The organism is Limnohabitans sp., from assembly GCF_040401495.1.
GTDB lineage: Bacteria > Pseudomonadota > Gammaproteobacteria > Burkholderiales > Burkholderiaceae_C > Limnohabitans.
In genome coordinates, this window is the sequence record NZ_JBBAOI010000002.1 from 18,302 (window position 1) to 38,392 (window position 20,091).

19 protein-coding genes are annotated in these 20,091 nt (G+C 55.2%); 11 read left to right on the plus strand and 8 right to left on the minus strand.

Going from position 1 to position 20,091, the window contains the following annotated elements; genetic code table 11:
- Positions 1-17: 17 nt before the first annotated feature.
- From AC9UEO_RS01845 to AC9UEO_RS01880, 8 genes are read right to left on the minus strand one after another with little or no spacing between them, the layout of a single operon-like run.
- The gene (locus AC9UEO_RS01845; protein ID WP_509529132.1) at positions 18-953 is read right to left on the minus strand and encodes a type II secretion system protein; all 936 of its coding nucleotides are present in this window, start codon (positions 951-953) and stop codon (positions 18-20) included.
- Positions 950-2,035: a type II secretion system F family protein gene (locus AC9UEO_RS01850; RefSeq protein ID WP_509529134.1), complete on the minus strand. Its 1,086-nt coding sequence runs from the start codon at positions 2,033-2,035 to the stop codon at positions 950-952. Before AC9UEO_RS01850 ends, AC9UEO_RS01845 begins: the two co-directional genes overlap by 4 nt.
- Positions 2,032-3,789, minus strand: a complete 1,758-nt coding sequence (locus AC9UEO_RS01855; protein ID WP_509529136.1) for a GspE/PulE family protein — start codon at positions 3,787-3,789, stop codon at positions 2,032-2,034. The genes AC9UEO_RS01850 and AC9UEO_RS01855 overlap by 4 nt, the downstream gene beginning before the upstream one ends.
- Positions 3,786-4,430 carry a hypothetical protein gene (locus AC9UEO_RS01860; protein WP_509529138.1) on the minus strand — a complete coding sequence of 215 codons (645 nt, stop codon included), beginning with the start codon at positions 4,428-4,430 and terminating at the stop codon, positions 3,786-3,788. The genes AC9UEO_RS01855 and AC9UEO_RS01860 overlap by 4 nt, the downstream gene beginning before the upstream one ends.
- A complete protein-coding gene (gene pilO2 / locus AC9UEO_RS01865; protein WP_509529140.1) occupies positions 4,405-5,691 on the minus strand; it encodes a type 4b pilus protein PilO2 in 1,287 nt (428 codons plus the stop codon). Before pilO2 ends, AC9UEO_RS01860 begins: the two co-directional genes overlap by 26 nt.
- Positions 5,692-5,695: 4 nt before the next feature.
- Positions 5,696-7,399 (minus strand): secretin GspD/PilQ domain-containing protein, encoded by a 1,704-nt coding sequence (locus AC9UEO_RS01870; protein WP_509529142.1) that lies wholly within the window; start codon positions 7,397-7,399, stop codon positions 5,696-5,698.
- 7 nt (positions 7,400-7,406) lie between these two features.
- Positions 7,407-7,961, minus strand: coding sequence for a toxin co-regulated pilus biosynthesis Q family protein (locus tag AC9UEO_RS01875; protein ID WP_509529144.1), 555 nt, complete (start codon positions 7,959-7,961; stop codon positions 7,407-7,409).
- Between the two features lie 9 nt (positions 7,962-7,970).
- Positions 7,971-8,591: a type II secretion system protein gene (locus AC9UEO_RS01880; RefSeq protein WP_509529146.1), complete on the minus strand. Its 621-nt coding sequence runs from the start codon at positions 8,589-8,591 to the stop codon at positions 7,971-7,973.
- Between the two features lie 264 nt (positions 8,592-8,855).
- Here AC9UEO_RS01880 and AC9UEO_RS01885 point away from each other — a divergent pair, with 264 nt between their 5' ends.
- The 11 genes from AC9UEO_RS01885 (at position 8,856) to AC9UEO_RS01935 (ending at position 20,085) form a co-directional block, all read left to right on the plus strand.
- The gene (locus AC9UEO_RS01885; RefSeq protein WP_509529148.1) at positions 8,856-10,463 is read left to right on the plus strand and encodes a carboxyl transferase domain-containing protein; all 1,608 of its coding nucleotides are present in this window, start codon (positions 8,856-8,858) and stop codon (positions 10,461-10,463) included.
- Positions 10,464-10,505: 42 nt separating this feature from the next.
- Positions 10,506-10,787 (plus strand): type II toxin-antitoxin system VapB family antitoxin, encoded by a 282-nt coding sequence (locus AC9UEO_RS01890; RefSeq protein WP_509529150.1) that lies wholly within the window; start codon positions 10,506-10,508, stop codon positions 10,785-10,787.
- Positions 10,784-11,185 carry a type II toxin-antitoxin system VapC family toxin gene (vapC, locus tag AC9UEO_RS01895; RefSeq protein WP_509529152.1) on the plus strand — a complete coding sequence of 134 codons (402 nt, stop codon included), beginning with the start codon at positions 10,784-10,786 and terminating at the stop codon, positions 11,183-11,185. The genes AC9UEO_RS01890 and vapC overlap by 4 nt, the downstream gene beginning before the upstream one ends.
- A gap of 33 nt (positions 11,186-11,218) precedes the next feature.
- Positions 11,219-12,352 (plus strand): acyl-CoA dehydrogenase family protein, encoded by a 1,134-nt coding sequence (locus tag AC9UEO_RS01900; protein ID WP_509529154.1) that lies wholly within the window; start codon positions 11,219-11,221, stop codon positions 12,350-12,352.
- 5 nt (positions 12,353-12,357) lie between these two features.
- The gene (locus AC9UEO_RS01905; protein WP_509529156.1) at positions 12,358-14,361 is read left to right on the plus strand and encodes an acetyl/propionyl/methylcrotonyl-CoA carboxylase subunit alpha; all 2,004 of its coding nucleotides are present in this window, start codon (positions 12,358-12,360) and stop codon (positions 14,359-14,361) included.
- Position 14,362: 1 nt separating this feature from the next.
- Entirely contained in the window at positions 14,363-14,626 is a 264-nt protein-coding gene (locus tag AC9UEO_RS01910) for a DUF1289 domain-containing protein (RefSeq protein WP_509529158.1), read from the plus strand.
- A 104-nt stretch (positions 14,627-14,730) separates the two neighbouring features.
- Positions 14,731-16,494 carry an MFS transporter gene (locus AC9UEO_RS01915; protein WP_509529160.1) on the plus strand — a complete coding sequence of 588 codons (1,764 nt, stop codon included), beginning with the start codon at positions 14,731-14,733 and terminating at the stop codon, positions 16,492-16,494.
- An 85-nt stretch (positions 16,495-16,579) separates the two neighbouring features.
- Positions 16,580-17,509, plus strand: a complete 930-nt coding sequence (locus tag AC9UEO_RS01920; RefSeq protein WP_509529711.1) for a branched-chain amino acid ABC transporter permease — start codon at positions 16,580-16,582, stop codon at positions 17,507-17,509.
- Positions 17,506-18,594 carry a branched-chain amino acid ABC transporter permease gene (locus AC9UEO_RS01925; protein ID WP_509529163.1) on the plus strand — a complete coding sequence of 363 codons (1,089 nt, stop codon included), beginning with the start codon at positions 17,506-17,508 and terminating at the stop codon, positions 18,592-18,594. The genes AC9UEO_RS01920 and AC9UEO_RS01925 overlap by 4 nt, the downstream gene beginning before the upstream one ends.
- Positions 18,591-19,361 carry an ABC transporter ATP-binding protein gene (locus tag AC9UEO_RS01930; RefSeq protein WP_509529165.1) on the plus strand — a complete coding sequence of 257 codons (771 nt, stop codon included), beginning with the start codon at positions 18,591-18,593 and terminating at the stop codon, positions 19,359-19,361. Before AC9UEO_RS01925 ends, AC9UEO_RS01930 begins: the two co-directional genes overlap by 4 nt.
- Before the next feature lies 1 nt (position 19,362).
- The gene (locus tag AC9UEO_RS01935; RefSeq protein WP_509529168.1) at positions 19,363-20,085 is read left to right on the plus strand and encodes an ABC transporter ATP-binding protein; all 723 of its coding nucleotides are present in this window, start codon (positions 19,363-19,365) and stop codon (positions 20,083-20,085) included.
- Positions 20,086-20,091: the final 6 nt, after the last annotated feature.

Sequence of the window (20,091 nt, forward strand, 5' to 3'; positions counted from 1 at the left end):
GTGGTGGGATTCGGTTGTCAAAGTGATTGGGCTTTGCAGGTCCAATTAACGGCGTTTTGTACTGCCAAAACACCCTCAATGCCTGGGGTGGATGGGTTTTTTTTATCTTTAATAGGGTTTTCTAAAAAAGTTTTCTTGCCCACACTCCACAACTTGCCACTGCTGTCGTTGTCCATGCTTCTATCTAAAGACATGAAACCATCACTGCCTATGGAGGTAATCGCTAGGTTGAGTTTTTCAAAGCGTGACAATCTGAAGAAACTGCTCTTATCGTCATCAGCAAAAGGCTGTGTATTGATGATCAAGCTTTTGAACTGATCTACGGCACAAATATTGTTGTTGGTAGCGAGTTTTCCGTTGCACCAGCGTTCAATGCGTATGGCATACCCCACGGGTTCTATTCCATTTGGGTTATAGACGTTGAGGGGGTTATTGGACTGAGAAGTAGAGATTGGGACGGTTTTCCATAAAAAACTGTTATCAAAACTCTGATCTAATACTCCTTGCGCTTTCAAATCGGCCAGGGTGGGTTGCATCACATTTTTGGGGCTCTTATTCCCTACATAAGGGCCGTCTCTAAATGTGCAATTTGGTATTGGGCCTTGTGTAGGTTTGTCACCTGCACTTAATTTAAGCTCTGAGCACTCAATGGGAATTAGTTGATCGCTTTTTAAGTAAGTGTAGTTTTGAAGCATGTAGTTGCCCACAGCATCATTGAGGGTGAGGAAATAGCCGGCTTGGGCTTTTGCCACGTTGATTTCATTTTCTCTGCTTTGGTTGTACAAATAACCAATTGACACCATGGCGGCCAAGGCAATGACCACGCTGATTTCTAGCAAGCTAAAGCCGGTTTGATGTGTTTTGACAGCACGACGCTGCGCTCCTCGAGGCTCAAGGCCATTCGAAATAACGCAAGAGCTCACCATGGCGATGGCGATTGGGTTGGGGGTCATTTCAATACTCCAGGGACGGGGTTACGAATGCCTGATTGAAGGGACATGGTGGTGGAGAAAAACGCCACCATCATGCTGGCCAGCAGCACGCCGCAGATCATCATCATCATGTTGTTGAGTTGCTTGGCACGCTTTTCGATTCGCAAAATCATGCGATCGATCGAGCCCACACCAATGTGAATAAACGACTCAATCGGGTTGCTGCGTTCAGACGCGTCTTGGATGCGGTCTTCCATTTCTTGGTCAAACAAGCCGGTAGAAAAGGCTTGGCCAAAGGTGCCGTTGCTGGGCTTAGATAGGTTGATCAAGATTTGGCGTATATGCCATTTGCCCCACGGCGAACTGTTTTTATATGTGCGCTCCAGCGACGAGCGAAGCGAAATACCCGAGCGCATCAGCGAGGCCAGCGAAATCATCATCATCGAGCTGGCGTAGTCGCGGTACAAGTTCAGTGGTAACCACTTATCTAATTGCTTGCGCACCCGTCCCGTCCATCGCGGTAGGCTGTAAAACAGTGTTGCAAAAAATACGGCTGCAATCAGGCCTATGTAAATGCCGTAATCGGTGATGAACTTTGACACTGCGTACAAACCTTGGCCCATGGGTGGCCAGTTGCTAGGTGGCGAGAGCTGCGTCAAGATGGGCACCGCGTTGAGAGAAAACCCCGTTAGCAAAGATGCAAACATCAGCAATAAAACAATGGGGTAGGTCACAGCCTTTCGCATGGACACTGACATGGCGTCGGTTTTATGAACGGTTTCAGCCAAAAACATCAGACCATCGGCCATGGTGGCGTCGCCTGCAGCCTGGGTGGCGTCGATCATGGTCAATTCCGTGGTCGAGGCAATGCCGCGCAGCGCTTCAGACAGCGACCCACCCTCCAAGCCTTTGAGCATCTGCAGGTACATGGGGGCGCTCAGAGGTGTACGTTGCTGTGCTCGCGACTCGAGCTTGCGAATCGTGGTGAACAAGGGTACGTGGTCTTTCAAGGTGGAAGCCAAGTCGTAATAAAAATCTGCGCGACGCTCATGCAAATCGCGCTTGGCAAACCAAACGGGAATGGACATCAATAACTGCTTCATGCGGCACCCCGCATGACCGCCAGTTGGCGTGTGCGTGCAATCACCGCAGGTGAGCCAAAGGTGCGCTCGAAGTGATAGGGGTCGATGACACCTTTCGACATGTCGTACAAGGCATGGCCCCACGCCTCTTTGCCCAGCATGTTCTCTTGGTCAAATGCCGCTTGGCGCAAGCCCAGCCAGTGGTTGCGGGCGGCAAAGTCATTTCCTTGGTGTAGCAAGCCCAGCAAGACGTTGTCCAAGGGTATGACTTCGGCGCACACCTTCACACCCTTGACGCCCGAATGGTCGTGGTGCGCAGCATCCAAGCCAGGCACTTGACAGTGCGAACAGCCCATGTCACTGGCGCAGCGCAGTTGGGCCACATCCAGGCCAAAGTATTTTTCATATTCCACCAAACTTTGCACAGGTAAGGCTGAAATGGCAGGAACTTTGCAGTGCTCGCAGTTAAGCGGCATGAGCACTTGGTAGACCAGCAAGGATAAAAATTCGGCATTGCACACGTCTTCGCGTAGCAAGCCAATGTGCTGTGAGGTGAGCCGCGCCACAATGCCCAGCGCTGAGGTGGCGTGCACCGTGGTCAAGAGTTTGTGGCCGGTTTGGATAGCGGCATGGGCCATCTGCCCCGAGACGCGGTCACGGATTTCGCCAAACATGCCCGCATCGGGGTCCATACGCAAAAAAGCCATCATGGCCGCCTCGAAGGGGTTTTGGTTATTGCCCTTGGCTTGGCGTTGTATGGAAAAGTGAGAAACCCCCGGCACGATGTATTCCACCGGGTCTTCAATCGAGATGATCTTGCGCTGCCCTTGCGAGGCCAGCATAGACAACAGCGCCGTCAGCGTGGTGGTTTTGCCCGAACCTGTGATACCTGCGACGAACACGCCGCCCCAAGCCGATTGGGTGGTTTCACGCAGCTGCTCGATTTGCCATGGGGTGTAGCCCAGTTTGTCGATTTGCGGCAAATCGGCGTGGTTGACCGTACCGGTGCGCAAGATGCGAATCGTCACATCAAAGCCGCCCACGCTGGGGTGGCTTTGGTAGCGCAGTTGCAGCTTTTGCCCATGCACTTCCATGGGAATCATGGTCGATTGAGGCAGGCCTGCGTTGAAGGCCACCTCTGAGCTAGAACCCGATTGCGACAACACGGTATAGCCGGCTGAAATGCCGCTGATGACCATGCGCGAAGGCAGGTGCTTGACCAAGCGCATCAAACCATCCAAGCGTACCCGCAGCAAGGTGATGTCGCCACGCACTTCAAAATGAATATCGCTGCTGCCCAGTTGCAAGCAATGCGCCACGATGCCACTAAGCCAGCCCAGCGGCGCAGAATCTTGGATGATTTTGGCCATGGTTTCGCGCTCTTGCGCTTGGACTTCTTGGGCCTTGAGTGCCTCCTTTTCGTACACATGCTCTTGCATCACCGTTTGCAAAACATCAGGCGCACAGGTATACGCGCCGCCAAAGCTCAACTTCAATCGCTTACCTTGCTCGATCAGGTTGAACCAGCCCGTGCTGCGGTATTCGCTGGGCAGGCACAGCACGATGAAGCGGCCATTGTCAGTGCCCAGCGCCATCATGCAGGCCAGTTGGCTCTTGGGGATGGCGAGCAGCGGTTTGTCACCATGCGAGAGCACGTTCTTGAAGGCGGGGATCTGCGTGTAGTCGTCGATGTGGTTGCGCTTGACCATCACCGGCTCGCCGCTGAGCAGAGATGGTTTAGCACTGTTGTTGTCGACGGTGGCGTGGGGCTTCATTTGATGTTTTTCGGTGGTAAGCGCGTCGAAGGTGGTTGGCGATTGATATTGGCTTCTTGAAGCATTTGGGCGAGCACGTTATCGGTGAGGTCTTCCACCACGGCCAGCTCCGATCGACTGGGACTGCGCTGCTTGCCAGTAGGTGACGTAGCTGTGGTGGGCAGACTCGAGCTATATTGATCTAGGGAGGTGCCGGGCATGGGCGCTGCCAAAAACAAGCCCTTTTTCTTGTTGTTGTCTCTGGGGTCACTGGATACCAGATACAAACCGTTGGGGCTAAAGCGCTCGATTCGCCATGGACCAATCTCGCGGTCGCCGTCTGACAAGCGCAATACATGCACCGATTCTTGGTAAATCACCTCGGCCACCAATTGGTTGTTAACACCTGTGAGCGTCCACAATAAAGGGGGATTGTTGGGCGGGGGCAGAATCCCAAAAGGCTCAACAGGTGCTCGTCTTTTCGAAGCGCCTGTTGACTGGGGGTCGGACATCGCGTTCATAGAGAGTTCTTGCTTACGCTTGGCTTGGTTGATCATGTCACCCAAGGTTTGTACATTCTGTGTTTGGGCATAGGTTGCGCCCAAACACATGCTGCACAGACCAATCAGCAAGGCCTTATTTGATGGCGTCAGAGCGGACATAGTAGTCTCCGGTTAACTGGTACGTATCACCTAAGTTGGTTTTGAACAGCCTAACTGTGGCGTAGGGGGGTATCTCCAAGTCGCTTGTTAAGGTCAGGGGCAGTTCCGCTGTCCAAGTGCCTTGCAGCAAGGGCTGATTCAAGGCGGCGGCATCGGCGCCCGACGCCCAGATTTGCGGTTTTCCCACCAGCAGATTTCGAGCCCCAAACAGGCTCAGGTCTTGCAGCCATGAAGACACGCCGCGAAACCCTTCTTCTGCCTGTGGCAAGTCGGCCGTTTTTTCATAGCTGCGATGGGTCTCTTTGGGCGGCGTGGGGTGGCTGGTTTGCAGGACGTGGGTAAGCGCATCTTTGTCCACTGACAGGTGTTGCGTCATGCTGGTGCGTACTGGCAATTGGGCAAAAAAGTCGTCCACGCTGCCGTACATGCGATTCCAGTCGGCGGTGCAAACCTCGGCTTTGCACTCAACCTGGGTCAGCACCCAGCCTTGGTGTGCAAGCGGCAACTGTTTACTCAGTTGCACCCATGCTTGGTACAAGGTTTGACCTTGCTTTGACAAGGCCTGTACCTGCTGCACCGCCTGCTGGTTGTATTCAGTATTGGGGTCGATGTTGGGGCCAATGTTGGGGGCCAAAGGGGCAGGCATATTGGCTAAGGTAGTTGCACGCTCTTGCTCCTGCCAGTAATAAAAACCGCCCAAGCAGCCCAGTATCAATACCAAGCCTGCGCCCATCATCATGAGTTTTCGCAAGCTCGGTATTTTCTTCAGGCGCGATTCAGCGTTGGGTTGGTCGAAGACGGTTTGGGCACTGATGCGTTCTTCGTTGTCCAGCAACCCCAAGTCACCCACGCGTCGCACCACCTCGCTTTGTTGGATGGCCTCGAACTCTTCAATCAGTTCTTGCGCCTCAGCCAATGTGCCGATGAAGTCAAACCCGGGCAAGGGACGATGGTCATTAAGTGCCACCACAGCCACACGCTGCTCGGCCATGCCAAACACAAACAACTCTATGCCGCCATTGCTCCACTGACTGGCCAAATGCAAGGCCGCCGAGTGCATGGTTTTACGGGCTTTGGCAATACCACTGCACATGCCCACCACATCTTGCAAACCGCTGGCTGCATACCACTGCATGCCTTCGCGCCGCATTTGCGACAAGGTGGATTGCAACAGTTTCTCGGCCGGCTGCAGCAGGCGCCATTCCATGCCCAGCACAAAGTGGTGCTGGTCAAAACTCACCCATAAAGCGTTTTGGTTCATGGCTTTATTGGTCCTGCAAACGGGGAGTGATGAGTACCACGGTGGTGGTGCGCTCTTTGGAGCCTTTGCTGGAGCCAGGTACCTTTTGAATCAGGGGATCGACCCCTTCGCTGTTGGAGACCTCTTGGTCATAGCCGCTGAGCACAATGGTTTCGCTGGACTTGGCTACCAAACGCTGCATCACGCCAAAGTTGGCGATGCTGGGCTGTTGGATGGTTTGCAGGTTTGCGCCGGTTCCCGAGTTGAACGAGGTCAAAGATTTGAGCGCACTCAGCGACAAACCGCACTCGACCAGCACATGGTTGGAGTCGAGCAAGATGGGCAACAGCGTCAGCGTAAAGCCCGTCGTGATCTCGCCAGGCGTCAAGGTGGATGGGCCGTAAGTGGTGCCGGACGCGGAGCTGATGACGGTGGGAGCGACCGACTTCAAATAGCTTTGGGTGGTTTGGCTGCCCACCGGCACGGCTTGGCGGTTGACGGTGGTGACCACGGTGGAATAGGCCGAGCTGACCCGACCGAATTTTTCCAGCGCTTGGAACAACAATTGGTTGGTGACATTCGCGCTTTTTTGCAATACCAAGCCGACGCTACCGGCGCTGGCTGCGCTGGTGACAGGGGTGGGTCCTTTGAGTTGCAGCTGACCTATGCGCATGGTCTCGGAGACATAGCTCCAGTCGATGCCCGATTGGAATTCGTTGCTCAGCGTGATCTGCAAGACCTCTACCGTCATCGAGACTTGGCGCATCAGGTTTTGGTTCAGGTTTTGGACATATTGTTCAATCGCCTCGACATTGCGAAACGCGTCACGCACAGTGACGGTGCCGGTATTGGGGTCAATCACCAGCTTGCCGCTAACAGACACCATATTGGCCAGGTTTTTCTCGATACCGGTCCAGATGTTGACGTCGCTGCTGATGGCCGATGACGATGAGCCCCCGCCGGTGGAGGTCAGGCTCAGCGATGAGGACAGCTTTAGTCCCCCAGGCAAGGTTTTCACCGCCATAGTGCGCGACACCACGCGGAAAAAGCGGATGCGCCCCGATTCGTATGACCAGCGCAGGTCCGAGCGCAGCGCCACTTGGTTGAGTAAGCCCGCCAAGCTACCCGAGTAGTTCAATTCGATGTTATTTTGCGTGGCGGGGTCGTTGTTGGCGCTCAGGCGGTTGCCACCAGAGCGTTGCACCTTATCCAAAATGGATTTGTCGGTGGGTTCCAATGCGGTGGTGGGGGTTGCGTTAGCCCCTGGGGTTGCGTTAGCCGCAGGGATTGCAACAGCAGCGGGCTCGGGTGTGGCAGCGGTTGGTGTTTGCTGGGCCATGCCGATGGGCAAAAACATGTTGCTAGGCAAGGTGGCGTCATTGGCTACATTCACCGGAATTCCAGTCGCCTGTTCAATCAATTCGGCGATGGTTTTGATGCTGTGTTTGCCCGGTACCCGCAAGGTCACCGTGGCAATATGGTTAGGCAGCATTTCGCTGCGGTCAAAGGGAATGGAATGCGAGGTGAAGCGCGGTGTTTGGCTGCTAACCACCGAGGGCGTAGGCCCCGGGTAATTGCGAAGCAAGGCATTGGCTTGTTCGTTGCGCTTGCTTACGTCTGCGTGCGACGAGGCGATCTTGTTTTCATACTTAGACGTGGTGCAACCGCTCAGCAACAACAGGCAGCACAATCCCCAAGCATGGGTGGAGCGAAATGCGTGTTTTGTCATGGTGGTTTCAGCGAATGAAGGGGTCTTGGTGGCGGATGATGCTGATGACGCGTGTGGAGTCGTTCATCACCGCTTGCAAGGGAAAGTCGCTGCCTGCCAAAGAGTTCATCACCACCTGAATGGCGGCCTTGAAGCTACCTTCGATACTGATTTGCGCTTGAATCGGGAAGTCTCGTTCGGCTTCCCACATCAGCTGCCAGTTGGCAATTTGTGCCCAACGGCTCATGCTGTGGTAAAGCGTTTGGTCTTGGGTTTTCAAATACCAAATTGACGAAGGTTCGTCCTCGGGCAGACGCAGCTCACTGGGCGTGGCAGTAGGTTTGGGTAGGGTAGGCTTGACGGACTTGGCCAACTCCACCGATATTTCAAAGATACCCCCTGCCGCTGGGCTTTCAGCCGCCGCAGACCCGCCAACCCCGATTGACTTCGCGGGTTTGGCGCGAATGGGCGCGATCTGAGTCGGCGGCAGAGAAGGCGCGACCTGCGCAAAGGCTTGCCAGCTCAAACCCACTGCCAGCAAACCTGTCAGGTGCAAACCGCGACAACAAGCAAGAAGTCTCATGCAAGCTCTTCAGGGTTGCAAAACAAAAGACATGTTCAGCGTGCTGGCAAGGTTGCACTGAGTACCCATCGCGGTGCCTTGAACAGTTCCGCCCGGCGACTTGATTAGGTTGCCTGATATTAAGTTGCCGGTAGCACCGCTATCAGCTGCTGTGGCGTTGTAAATATAGGCGGCGGCGGCTAGGCTGGCCAAGGGTCCCGCTACGTCTGTGCAAACGGCTTTGGGAATACCCGTTAAGGTGTAAATAGCGGCTGCGTTAGCTGCCAGTTCTGTAGATAGCCCATTAGCGGTGCTTAATGCGGTGATATTACTATTGACATACTCTTTGCCGCCCAAAACGTTTGTAACGGTGGTGCCAACTATGCGGTTGGCGGGAAACAAACCCATGCCAATGCCTGATGGGGTGGTCAGTCCAGAAACCGAGGTACTGGTGAGTATGGACTGTAGTTTGGTCAAAGCTTTGCCAGAGTCTTCAATTTGCCCGTTGGCCTTGCTGCTGGTGAGCAAAGCGCTCACGCCAGACAAACCGCCGACGATCAAAATCGCGATCACTGTCAGCGCGATGGAGAGTTCAACAATGGTGTAACCGCCTTGCTTTGCTTTGACGGGTAATGAATTAACTTCTTTCATGGGAGTTCCTTTGGTTGTTAAGTGTTAATTGAAACAAATGATTAAAACCTTTTAATCACTTAATGATTAATATATACCAAAATTAGCTATAAAAAAAACAATTTTTAGCTATTTGTTATATTTTTACAACCCTTGTATATATATCAAATACTTAAAACAATTTATTAAAGTTGATTTCGCTTTCGCCATTGGTTAGTGCGTTGTCGAGATTGACGTTTACGTCAACGTCAACTAAAGTCGATGCTTTGACTTTGACGGCTTGCCATGCCTGTTCTCACCTCTTTTTTGTCCCCCCGCGCTGCAGACTTTGTGGCCAATGCGCAGGCCATGCAAGCCGCAGTGGCCGACTTGCGTGCCCAGTTACAAGCCAGTGCTTTAGGTGGCGGTGAGGCGGCGCGGGCCAAACAGTTGGCGCGTGGCAAGCTCCCCCCCCGCGAGCGGGTGGCGCTTTTGCTAGACCCCGGCACCCCGTTTTTAGAGCTCAGCCCTTTGGCCGCGCACGGCATGTACAACGGCGACGCGCCTTGTGCAGGAGTGATTGCCGGCATTGGCCGCGTGAGCGGCGTGGACTGTGTGGTGGTGTGCAATGACGCCACGGTCAAAGGCGGCACCTATTACCCCATGACGGTGAAAAAGCATTTGCGGGCGCAAGAGATTGCCCAGCAAAACAATCTGCCCTGTATATATTTAGTGGATTCGGGCGGCGCTAACTTGCCCAACCAAGACGACGTCTTCCCCGACAAAGAGCACTTTGGCCGCATCTTCTTCAACCAAGCCAATATGAGTGCCCAAGGCATTGCGCAAATCGCGGTGGTCATGGGCAGTTGCACCGCTGGCGGCGCCTATGTGCCTGCCATGAGTGACGAGACCATCATCGTGAAAAACCAAGGCACCATCTTCTTGGGCGGCCCGCCCTTGGTGAAGGCCGCCATTGGCGAAATTGTTTCCGCCGAAGACTTAGGCGGAGGCGATGTGCACACCCGCCTGTCTGGCGTGGCCGACCATTTGGCCGACAACGACGCCCATGCCTTGGCGCTGGCCCGTGAGGCCGTGGCCCGCTTGAACCGCAAAAAAGTCATTCAACTGGCGGTGCGTGAATCTCGCGCACCCTTGTACGACCCGCAAGAGCTGTACGGCGTGATTCCCGCTGACACCAAAAAGCCCTATGACGTGCGTGAAATCATTGCCCGCATCGTCGACGGCAGTGAGATGCACGAGTTCAAGCCCCGTTTTGGCGCCACCTTGGTGTGTGGTTTTGCCCATGTCGAGGGCATGCCGGTGGGCATCATCGCCAACAACGGCGTGTTGTTTTCCGAGTCGGCGCAAAAAGGGGCGCATTTCATTGAGCTGTGTTGCCAGCGCAAAATCCCGCTGGTGTTTTTGCAAAACATCACCGGCTTCATGGTCGGGCGCAAGTATGAAAACGAGGGCATTGCCCGCCACGGCGCCAAGATGGTCACGGCGGTTGCCACCGCGCAAGTGCCCAAGTTCACCTTCATCATTGGTGGCAGTTACGGCGCGGGCAACTACGGCATGTGCGGCCGTGCTTTCAACCCGCGTTTTTTGTGGATGTGGCCCAACGCCCGCATATGCGTCATGGGCGGCGAGCAAGCTGCCAGCGTGCTGGCCACAGTGCGCCGCGATGGCATCGAGGCCAAAGGCGGCAGTTGGAGCGCCGCCGAAGAGGCCGCCTTCAAGCAACCTTTGTTGGACCAATTTGCCCACCAATCTCACCCCTATTTCGCCAGCGCCCGCCTGTGGGACGACGGCGTGATTGACCCTGCCGACACCCGCCGCGTGCTGGCGCTAGGGCTTTCTGCGGCGCTGAACACGCCGATTCCAGAGACACGCTTTGGTGTGTTTCGCATGTAATGTGTATAATTTTGTAATTTCATACACATTGAGGCCGTGACCATGCGAACCAACATTGATATTGACGACGACTTAATGGCTGCGGCCATGGCCGCAGGCGGCTTCAAAACCAAGCGCGAAGCTGTGGAAGAGGGCTTGCGCTTGGTGGGCCGCCGAAAAACCTATGACGGTTTGCTCGCCTTGCGTGGCAAATTGCAATGGGACGACACCGACGCGGGTTGGGCGCGGACCCGTTCGCAGGCGCAACAGCCAGTCACCGTCCAAGAACCCAAGGCTGCTTACCAAGCCAAGGGCGTGTCCCGAAAGGTTGGCAAATCCAAATGATTTTGGTCGATACCAGCGTCTGGATTGACTTCTTTCGCGGTGACAACGGCGCTGCCAGCACCGCCTTGGCGCAGTGCCTGGGAGATGCCAGCGTCGAGGTTGGCATGGCCGACTTGGTGCTGTTTGAAGTCATGCGCGGATTTCGTGACACCCCCGCCATGCGAGATGCACAAGCACTGTTGTGTGCACTGCCGCAGGTTGAACTTGGCGGTACAGATAACGCGCTACTGGGCGCAGCCCGTTATCGCCAATTGCGCGTCAAAGGGCGAACTGTCAACAGCCCCGTCGATGTGCTGCTGGCCAGCTACTGCATGAACAACGGCCATGTGCTGCTGCACCGTGATGCCGACTTTTCCGCTCTTCAAATCTTGGGTGGCCTAGACACATGGCCACATTGACTCCCTCCACATAAAACACACAAATACAAAGCCATGAACCACATCTACCACCTGCCCGAACACCAAACCCTGCGCGACCAAATGCAGCGCTTTCTTGAGCGCGAGGTCGAGCCTTTCGGCATGGAATGGGAAAAGGCTGGCAAAGTGCCGCGCGAGGTGCTGCGCAAAATGGGTCAAGCTGGCTTTTTTGGCCTGATGTACGAGAGCGACTTCGGCGGCGCCGAGGCCGATGCGCTCACCAATTTGGTGTTTGCCGAAGCGCTGTCGCAGTCCACGTTTGCAGGCTTCATCGTGAGCGTGTTGGTGCACACCGACATGGCCAGTCCGCATTTGCACCATGCAGGCACCCCAGCGCAAAAAGCCAAGTACATGCCCCCCATCATCGCGGGCGACACCATCAGTGCCGTCGCCATGACCGAGCCGGGCGCGGGTTCGGATTTGTCGGGTATGCGAAGCACCGCCAAGCGCGACGGCGACGGCTGGCTGCTCAACGGTACCAAGATGTTCATCACCAACGGCGTGCATGCCAATGTGTACTTCGTCGCCGCTAAAACTGGCGAAGGCAAGCATCAAATGTCGATGTTCATTGTGGAAAAAGGAACGCCCGGCTTCAGCGTGGGCCGCTCTTTGGACAAAACCGGTTGGCTGTGCTCGGACACCGCCGAGTTGGTGCTCGACAACGTGCGACTGGGCCCCGAGGCTTTGCTGGGTGAGCAAGACAAAGGTTTTTATGCGCTGATGCGCAACCTGCAAACCGAGCGCATCGCTTTAGCGGCGATGGCGGTCGGCCACTGCCAACGCGCCATCGAGTTGACCTTGGACTATGTGCGCCAACGCCAAGCCTTTGGCAAAGCGCTGTGGGACATGCAACACATTCGCCAGCGCATCGCCATGCTCGACGCCAAAACCCGCGCCGCACGACAACTCATGTACCACTGCGCTTGGTCGGTCACGCAAGACCACGACATCGTGCAAGAGGTGTCCATGCTCAAAGCCTTGACCGGCGACTTGGTCAACGAGGTGGTGGGCGGTTGCCTGCAGTTTTGGGGCGGCATGGGTTATATGCGCGAAGCCCCCATCGAGCGCCTGTGGCGAGACGCCCGTGTGCTGGCCATCGGCGGCGGTGCAACCGAGGTGATGTTGGAAGAAGTGGCCAAGCGCTACTGAGCCCCATGTTTCACAAAATCCTGATTGCCAATCGAGGCGAGATCGCCTGCCGCGTCGCCGCCACCGCTCGTCGCTTGGGTGTTCGCACCGTGGCGGTGTACTCGAACGCAGATGCGAATGCAGCCCATGTGCAAGCCTGCGATGAGGCAGTGCACATTGGTGGAAATGCGCCCCAAGACAGCTATTTGAAATGGCAACGTATCTTGCAAGCAGCCCTGCAGACTGGTGCCCAAGCCATCCACCCTGGCTATGGCTTTTTAAGCGAGAACGCCGACTTCGCCAATGCGTGCCAGCAAGCGGGCCTGGTGTTCATTGGCCCCTCCTCGGCGTCGATTCATGCCATGGGCTTGAAAGCCGCCTCCAAGCAATTGATGGAAAAAGCCGGTGTGCCCTTGGTGCCTGGTTACCACGGGGCTGACCAAAGCCCTGTTTTGTTGGCCAGCGAAGCCAAGCGCATAGGTTTTCCGGTGTTGATAAAAGCCAGTGCGGGCGGCGGCGGCAAAGGTATGCGAATCGTTCAACGCTCAGAAGATTTCGACCAGGCCTTGGCATCTTGTCAGCGTGAGGCCAAAAACAGTTTCAACGACGACGCGGTGCTGATTGAAAAGTATGTGCAGCGTCCGCGGCACATCGAGATACAGGTGTTTGGCGACAGCCACGGCCAACTCATCCATTTGCACGAGCGCGATTGCTCGGTACAACGCCGCCATCAAAAGGTGTTGGAAGAGTCGCCCGCACCTGGCTTGACCGAGGAGATGCGCCAACGCATGGGTGCGGCGGCGGTGGCGGCTGCCAAGGCGGTCAACTATGTGGGTGCTGGCACGGTGGAGTTCATCGTTGAGCAGTCTGAGCGCAGCATGGATTTTTTCTTCATGGAGATGAATACCCGCTTGCAGGTCGAGCATCCTGTCACCGAAGCGGTGACTGGCTTGGACTTGGTCGAGTGGCAACTTCGTATCGCTGCAGGCGAGCCTTTGCCCTTGACGCAAGAACAGGTGAAGGTGCAAGGCCACGCCATTGAAGCGCGGATTTGCGCTGAAACCCCTGATAACGATTTCTTGCCTGCCACTGGCTGTTTGCAGGTGTTGCGCATACCTTTGGCGACAAGATTTACCCAGGGCGGTGTGCGCTGGGACAGCGGCGTTCGAGAGGGCGATAGCATCAGTCCCTATTACGACTCCATGATCGCCAAGCTTATCGTGTATGGCGACACCCGAGAACAAGCTTTGGCTCGCTTAGACCAAGCTCTCAGCGAGTTGCACATCGTGGGGGTGGCCAACAACGTGGGGTTTTTGCGGCAGGTGGTTTGTAGCCCCTCGTTTGCACAAGCGCAGTTGGACACGGCTTTGATTGATCGTGAAAAAGACCAACTGTTTCACCAACAGCCTTTGCCCATCGCGCTGGCCGTGGCCGCGGCGGTGGCCCACGGCTTGGCTGAAGAAGCACCGCGCGGTCAAGCTTGGGTCGATCCTTGGTTGCACACCGATGGTTGGGTGATGCAGGGCCACAGCCTGCGCAAGTTCGACTATGTATGTGGCGAAGCAGCAGGCGTAGCCTTGCTGACCCGTTATAGCCATGGTCCTGCTTTGTTGCAAATTGGCGAGCAAACCCAAGCATTGGCATGGCAGGTCCACGGCGATGCCGTTCAGTTGCAATGGGGCGAGCAGCGCTTGCGTGCCCATGTGTACGCGGTGAAGGAACAGCTGCATGTGTTTGCCGATGTGGGCAGTTGCAGCCTGCATTTCATCAACCCCTTGGCACACGCAGCGCAAGGTGCTGCGGCCAGCGGCAATCTGTCCGCCCCCATGCCAGGCAAGTTGTTGAACTTTGCAGTGAAAGTGGGCGACATGGTGAAGGCGGGTCAGGCCTTGGCAGTCATGGAAGCCATGAAGATGGAGCACACCGTGACCGCACCTACCGATGGCACCGTCGCTGAACTGCTGTATGCACCTGGCGACCAAGTGCTTGAAGGTGTGCCTTTGCTGCGTTTGGATTTGGAAGCTGATTGACATGAACCTGCCCGCCACCCCTTGGCATGTGTTGCGTGAGCGCTGGTTGTCGGTGCAGCAAACCCCTGCCGACGAACAACCGATCTCGCCATGCATGTCGATTTGTACCATGAACGACAGCACAGGCGAATGCGTGGGTTGTTTGCGCACCTTGGACGAGATTGGCCGTTGGTCATTTGCCAGCTCGCAGGAGCAGCACCGCATTTGGGCGCGGTTGGGTGAACTTATTTCATATAACGATACCAATTCACAGGGTTTGCCCTAGGATTGTCAGCAGTTGTTCAGCTTGAAGTCAGTCCACGGCAAGCACACATCACCACAATGCGGTGACGGTCCAATCACTGGGCCCTATAAACCTTAGGAGACCCCATGGCCATCGTTCATGAAGACCGACCAATGTCGTCGGAAGAGAAGAAAGTTATTTTTGCGTCATCCCTCGGCACAGTGTTCGAGTGGTATGACTTTTATTTGTACGGTTCATTGGCCGCCATCATTGCCAAGCAGTTTTTCAGCGGTTTGGACGCTGGCTCAGCCTTCATTTTTGCGCTCTTGGCGTTTGCGGCTGGCTTTATCGTGCGACCTTTTGGTGCCATCTTTTTTGGCCGCTTGGGCGACATGATTGGTCGCAAGTACACCTTCTTGGTGACCATTCTCATCATGGGTTTGTCGACATTTATTGTCGGCGTGTTGCCAACCTATGCCAGCATCGGTGTGGCCGCTCCCGTGATCTTGATTGCCTTGCGTTTGTTGCAAGGTTTGGCTTTGGGCGGTGAGTACGGAGGTGCAGCTACCTACGTGGCAGAACACGCGCCCCACGGCAAGCGAGGTGCTTACACCGCTTGGATTCAAACCACTGCCACCTTGGGGCTGTTTTTGTCCTTGTTGGTGATTTTGGGAACCCGCACGGCCATTGGTGAAGAGGCTTTCGTCGATTGGGGATGGCGCATTCCATTCTTGGTCTCTATCGCTTTGTTGGCCGTGTCGGTCTACATCCGTTTGTCCATGAACGAGTCACCCGCTTTCGTGAAAATGAAGGCAGAAGGTAAAACTTCTAAATCACCCTTGACCGAGTCTTTTGGCCAATGGAAGAACCTCAAGATCGTCATCTTGGCCCTCGTTGGCTTAACCGCTGGCCAAGCCGTGGTTTGGTACACAGGTCAGTTCTACGCATTGTTCTTCTTGACGCAGTCTTTGAAGATCGATGGTGCCACCGCCAATTTGTTTGTCGCCGCATCGTTGATCGTCGGCACACCGTTCTTTATTGTGTTTGGCGTACTGTCTGACAAGATCGGCCGCAAGCCCATCATCATGTTGGGTTGTTTGTTGGCTGTGCTCACCTACTTCCCTGTGTTTGAGCAACTCACCAAAGCCGCCAACCCCGATTTGCACGCGGCTCAACAAGCCAACAAAGTGGTCGTGATTGCTGATCCTGGCGAGTGTTCCTTCCAGTTCAACCCCACGGGTACTGTGAAGTTCACCTCGTCTTGCGATATTGCCAAGCAAAAATTGGCTGCCAGCTCTGTCAGCTACTCCAACGAAATCGCAGCTGCTGGCACACCTGCCGTTATCAAAGTGGGTGACGTTGAAATCAAAACCACCGTCACGCCTGAAGATGTTGCTGCTGCCAAAGAAGTGGCTGAGCAAAAATTGGCCACACTGAAAGCTGAAGAGCCTGTCAACGCAAAAGCTGTCAAGACCGCCGAAGACGCTTTGAAAAACCTTTCGGATGAGAAGAAAAGCAAAGACGCAGTTATTTCGGCTAATTTGAGCGCTGCTTTGAAGGCGGCGGGCTACCCCGCCAAAGCCGATCCTGCCAAAGTGAACAATGTTTATGTCATTGTTATTCTGACGTATTTGGTGATTTTGGTTACCATGGTCTACGGCCCCATTGCTGCCATGTTGGTGGAAATGTTCCCCACCCGCATCCGCTACACCTCCATGTCATTGCCTTATCACATTGGTAACGGTTGGTTTGGCGGTTTGTTGCCCACCACGGCTTTTGCCATCGTGGCGCAGACCGGCAATATGTACAACGGCCTGTGGTACCCCATCATCATTGCTGGTGCGACCTTCATCATTGGCTCCTTGTTCATCAAGGAAACCAAAGACGTGGATATTTACGCCAACGACTGAAGCATTCAGTTTCCCTGTCTTGCCAAGCCCTCCCTTACGGAGGGCTTTTTTTTACCTACAATCCGGCACCTTTGGGAGATCAGCCATCGATATCTTTTTTCAGCAAATCATCAATGGCTTGGTCTTGGGCAGTATGTACGCGCTGGTTGCGCTTGGCTACACCATGGTCTACGGCATCATCAACCTGATCAACTTCGCCCACGGCGAGGTGTTGATGGTGGGCGCACTCACCAGCTGGACGGTGGTGGGTTTGTTGCAAGAGCATATGCCTTGGCTGCCTGGGTGGTTGATATTGCTTGTTTCTTTGGTGGTGGCTTGCGCAGTGGCGGCCGCTTTGAATTTCGCTATCGAAAAAATTGCTTATCGCCCATTGCGCGGCGCACCGAAGTTGGCGCCCCTCATCACCGCCATTGGCATGTCCATTTTGTTGCAAACCTTGGCCATGATTATTTGGAAGCCCAATAACAAGGCCTTCCCCACCTTGCTGCCTGCGGACCCCATCGACATTGGCGGTGCGGTCATCACGCCCACGCAAATCATGATCTTGGGTGTGACCGCTATTTCACTGGCATTTTTGATATGGTTGGTCAACGGCACACGTTTGGGGCGAGCCATGCGAGCCACTGCCGAGAACCCTCGCGTGGCCACCTTGATGGGCGTGCGACCCGACACCATCATTTCAGCCACCTTCATCATTGGTGCGGTGCTGGCCGCCTTGGCCGGTGTGATGTGGGCCTCTAATTACGGCACAGTGCAACACGCCATGGGCTTTTTGCCGGGCTTGAAGGCGTTCACCGCAGCGGTGTTTGGCGGCATTGGCAATTTGGCTGGTGCGGTGGTGGGCGGCATTTTGCTAGGCCTGATCGAATCTATTGCCTCGGGCTACATCGGCGACCTGACAGGCGGTGTGTTGGGCAGTCATTACGCAGATATTTTTGCGTTTGTGGTGCTCATCATCATGCTGACCTTGCGCCCCTCTGGTTTGCTTGGCGAACGTGTGGCGGACCGCGCATGAACAAGTCCAAACCCTCTTCTTATGTGCTATGGGCAATTGGCCTGTTGCTGTTGCCTTTGCTGCTGCAGTCGGTGGGCAATGCCTGGGTGCGTATCGCCGACATGGCTTTGCTTTATGTGTTGCTGGCGCTGGGCCTGAATATCGTGGTGGGCTACGCTGGCTTGCTCGATTTAGGCTTCGTGGCCTTCTTCGCGGTGGGTGCTTATATGTTTGGGTTGCTGGCTTCGCCGCACCTCACCGACACCTTCCCATGGATAGCGGCCATGTTTCCCAATGGCTTGCACACGCCTTTGTGGGCTGTTATTCCCATTGGCGCGGGTTTGGCGGGTTTGTTTGGGGTGTTACTGGGTGCGCCCACCTTGAAATTACGTGGCGACTACTTGGCCATTGTGACCTTGGGCTTTGGCGAAATCATTCGCGTGTTCATGAACAACTTGGACAACCCGGTCAACATCACCAACGGCCCCAAGGGCTTGGGTGCCATAGACCCGATGACGGTGATGGGTCATCGTTTGTCGCGCAAATTGGATTTGGGTTTGATGGAACTCTCTAGTGTCACCCAGTACTACTACCTGTTCTTGGCGCTGGTCTTGGTGAGTGTGCTCATTTGTTACCGCTTGCAAACCTCACGCATTGGTCGTGCATGGATGGCCATTCGTGAAGATGAAATTGCGGCCAAGGCCATGGGCATCAACACCCGCAATTTAAAGCTGATGGCGTTTGGCATGGGTGCTGGTTTCGGCGGGGTGGCAGGTGTCATGTTTGCGTCCTTCCAAGGCTTTGTGTCGCCCGAGTCCTTCAGTCTGATGGAGTCGGTGATGATTGTGGCCATGGTGGTTTTGGGTGGCTTGGGGCATTTGCCTGGCGTCATCTTGGGTGCGGTGTTGTTGTCGGCCTTGCCCGAGGTGTTGCGCTATGTGGCAGGTCCTTTGCAAGCCATGACCGATGGGCGCTTGGATGCGGCCATCTTGCGCCAGTTGCTCATTGCCTTGGCCATGATCATCATCATGCTGTGGCGACCGCGCGGTTTATGGCCCTCGCCTGAGCATGGCAAAGTCTTGCCCAGCAGCGGAGACAAGCCATGAGCACACCGGTGTTGCAGGTGCAAGGCATCTCCAAGCGCTTTGGTGGTTTACAAGCCTTGAGCGACGTGGGCATGACCATTCAGTCGGGTCAGGTGTATGGCTTGATCGGCCCCAATGGCGCAGGCAAAACCACCTTCTTTAACGTCATCACGGGTTTGTATACCCCCGACAGCGGCGACTTCATGCTGGCAGGCAAACCTTACCAACCCACCGCAGTGCATGAAGTCGCGCAAGCCGGTATTGCGCGTACCTTTCAAAACATACGCTTGTTTGCCGAAATGACTGCGCTAGAGAACGTCATGGTGGGTCGCCATGTGCGTACTGGCTCGGGTTTGCTGGGTGCCATCTTTCGCACAGCCAAGTTCGTGCAAGAAGAAATTGACATTGCTATGCGTGCCCAAGAACTGCTGGACTACGTCGGCATAGGCCATTTGGCCGAGTTCAAAGCGCGTACCCTAAGTTATGGCGACCAGCGCCGTTTGGAGATTGCCCGCGCCTTGGCCACCGACCCCAAGCTCATCGCCTTGGATGAGCCTGCCGCGGGCATGAACGCCACCGAGAAGGTGCAGCTGCGCGAGTTGATTGATCGCATACGCAAAGACGGAAGAACCATTTTGTTGATCGAGCACGATGTGAAGCTGGTCATGGGTTTGTGCGATGCGGTCACGGTGCTGGACTACGGCAAACAAATCGCGCAGGGCACACCAGCGCAGGTGCAGTCAGACCCCAAGGTGATTGAAGCCTATTTGGGCACGGGGGAGCATTGAGATGAGTGACCCTAAAGTGCTGTTGAAAGTCAACAACCTCAAAGTGGCCTATGGCGGCATACAAGCCGTCAAGGGCATCAGCTTAGAGGTGCGTGAAGGTGAATTGGTGTCCCTTATTGGCTCCAATGGCGCGGGTAAAACCACCACCATGAAGGCCATCACCGGCACGCTCGCAGCGTCGTCGGGAAGCATCGAATACTTGGGCAAAGATATCCAAGGCCAAGGCGCATGGGACTTGGTCAAGCAAGGCTTGGTGATGGTGCCCGAAGGGCGTGGCGTCTTCACCCGCATGAGCATTTTGGAAAACTTGCAAATGGGCGCTTATTTGCGCGATGACAAAGACGGCATTGCTGCTGACGTTGATCGTGTCTTCACTTTGTTCCCTCGTTTAAAAGAGCGCAGCACGCAGTTGGCCGGTACCTTGTCGGGGGGTGAGCAGCAAATGTTGGCCATGGGCCGTGCTTTGCTGAGTCGCCCCAAGGTCTTGCTGCTGGACGAACCCTCCATGGGTTTGTCGCCCTTGATGGTCGACAAAATTTTTGAAGTCATCCAAGAGGTGGCGTCCATGGGCGTGACCTTATTGCTGGTAGAGCAAAACGCCAGCCGAGCTTTGAAGATTGCGCAACGTGCTTATGTGATGGAGTCCGGGCAAATCAGCATGCAAGGTCAGGCGAACGATTTGCTGCACGACCCAAGGGTGCGGGCCGCCTACCTCGGGGAATAGCGACCT

Excerpts from the sequence above, each read along its gene's own strand:
- AC9UEO_RS01900 (WP_509529154.1), top strand. The coding sequence starts at position 11,219 with ATGAACCACATCTACCACCTGCCCGAACACCAAACCCTGCGCGACCAA.
- AC9UEO_RS01850 (WP_509529134.1), bottom strand. The coding sequence starts at position 2,035 with ATGAAGCAGTTATTGATGTCCATTCCCGTTTGGTTTGCCAAGCGCGAT.
- AC9UEO_RS01870 (WP_509529142.1), bottom strand. The coding sequence starts at position 7,399 with ATGACAAAACACGCATTTCGCTCCACCCATGCTTGGGGATTGTGCTGC.
- AC9UEO_RS01935 (WP_509529168.1), top strand. The coding sequence starts at position 19,363 with ATGAGTGACCCTAAAGTGCTGTTGAAAGTCAACAACCTCAAAGTGGCC.
- AC9UEO_RS01930 (WP_509529165.1), top strand. The coding sequence starts at position 18,591 with ATGAGCACACCGGTGTTGCAGGTGCAAGGCATCTCCAAGCGCTTTGGT.
- AC9UEO_RS01875 (WP_509529144.1), bottom strand. The coding sequence starts at position 7,961 with ATGAGACTTCTTGCTTGTTGTCGCGGTTTGCACCTGACAGGTTTGCTG.
- AC9UEO_RS01845 (WP_509529132.1), bottom strand. The coding sequence starts at position 953 with ATGACCCCCAACCCAATCGCCATCGCCATGGTGAGCTCTTGCGTTATT.
- AC9UEO_RS01860 (WP_509529138.1), bottom strand. The coding sequence starts at position 4,430 with ATGTCCGCTCTGACGCCATCAAATAAGGCCTTGCTGATTGGTCTGTGC.
- AC9UEO_RS01885 (WP_509529148.1), top strand. The coding sequence starts at position 8,856 with ATGCCTGTTCTCACCTCTTTTTTGTCCCCCCGCGCTGCAGACTTTGTG.
- pilO2 (WP_509529140.1), bottom strand. The coding sequence starts at position 5,691 with ATGAACCAAAACGCTTTATGGGTGAGTTTTGACCAGCACCACTTTGTG.
- AC9UEO_RS01910 (WP_509529158.1), top strand. The coding sequence starts at position 14,363 with ATGAACCTGCCCGCCACCCCTTGGCATGTGTTGCGTGAGCGCTGGTTG.
- AC9UEO_RS01880 (WP_509529146.1), bottom strand. The coding sequence starts at position 8,591 with ATGAAAGAAGTTAATTCATTACCCGTCAAAGCAAAGCAAGGCGGTTAC.
- AC9UEO_RS01905 (WP_509529156.1), top strand. The coding sequence starts at position 12,358 with ATGTTTCACAAAATCCTGATTGCCAATCGAGGCGAGATCGCCTGCCGC.
- AC9UEO_RS01890 (WP_509529150.1), top strand. The coding sequence starts at position 10,506 with ATGCGAACCAACATTGATATTGACGACGACTTAATGGCTGCGGCCATG.
- AC9UEO_RS01915 (WP_509529160.1), top strand. The coding sequence starts at position 14,731 with ATGGCCATCGTTCATGAAGACCGACCAATGTCGTCGGAAGAGAAGAAA.
- AC9UEO_RS01855 (WP_509529136.1), bottom strand. The coding sequence starts at position 3,789 with ATGAAGCCCCACGCCACCGTCGACAACAACAGTGCTAAACCATCTCTG.
- vapC (WP_509529152.1), top strand. The coding sequence starts at position 10,784 with ATGATTTTGGTCGATACCAGCGTCTGGATTGACTTCTTTCGCGGTGAC.
- AC9UEO_RS01925 (WP_509529163.1), top strand. The coding sequence starts at position 17,506 with ATGAACAAGTCCAAACCCTCTTCTTATGTGCTATGGGCAATTGGCCTG.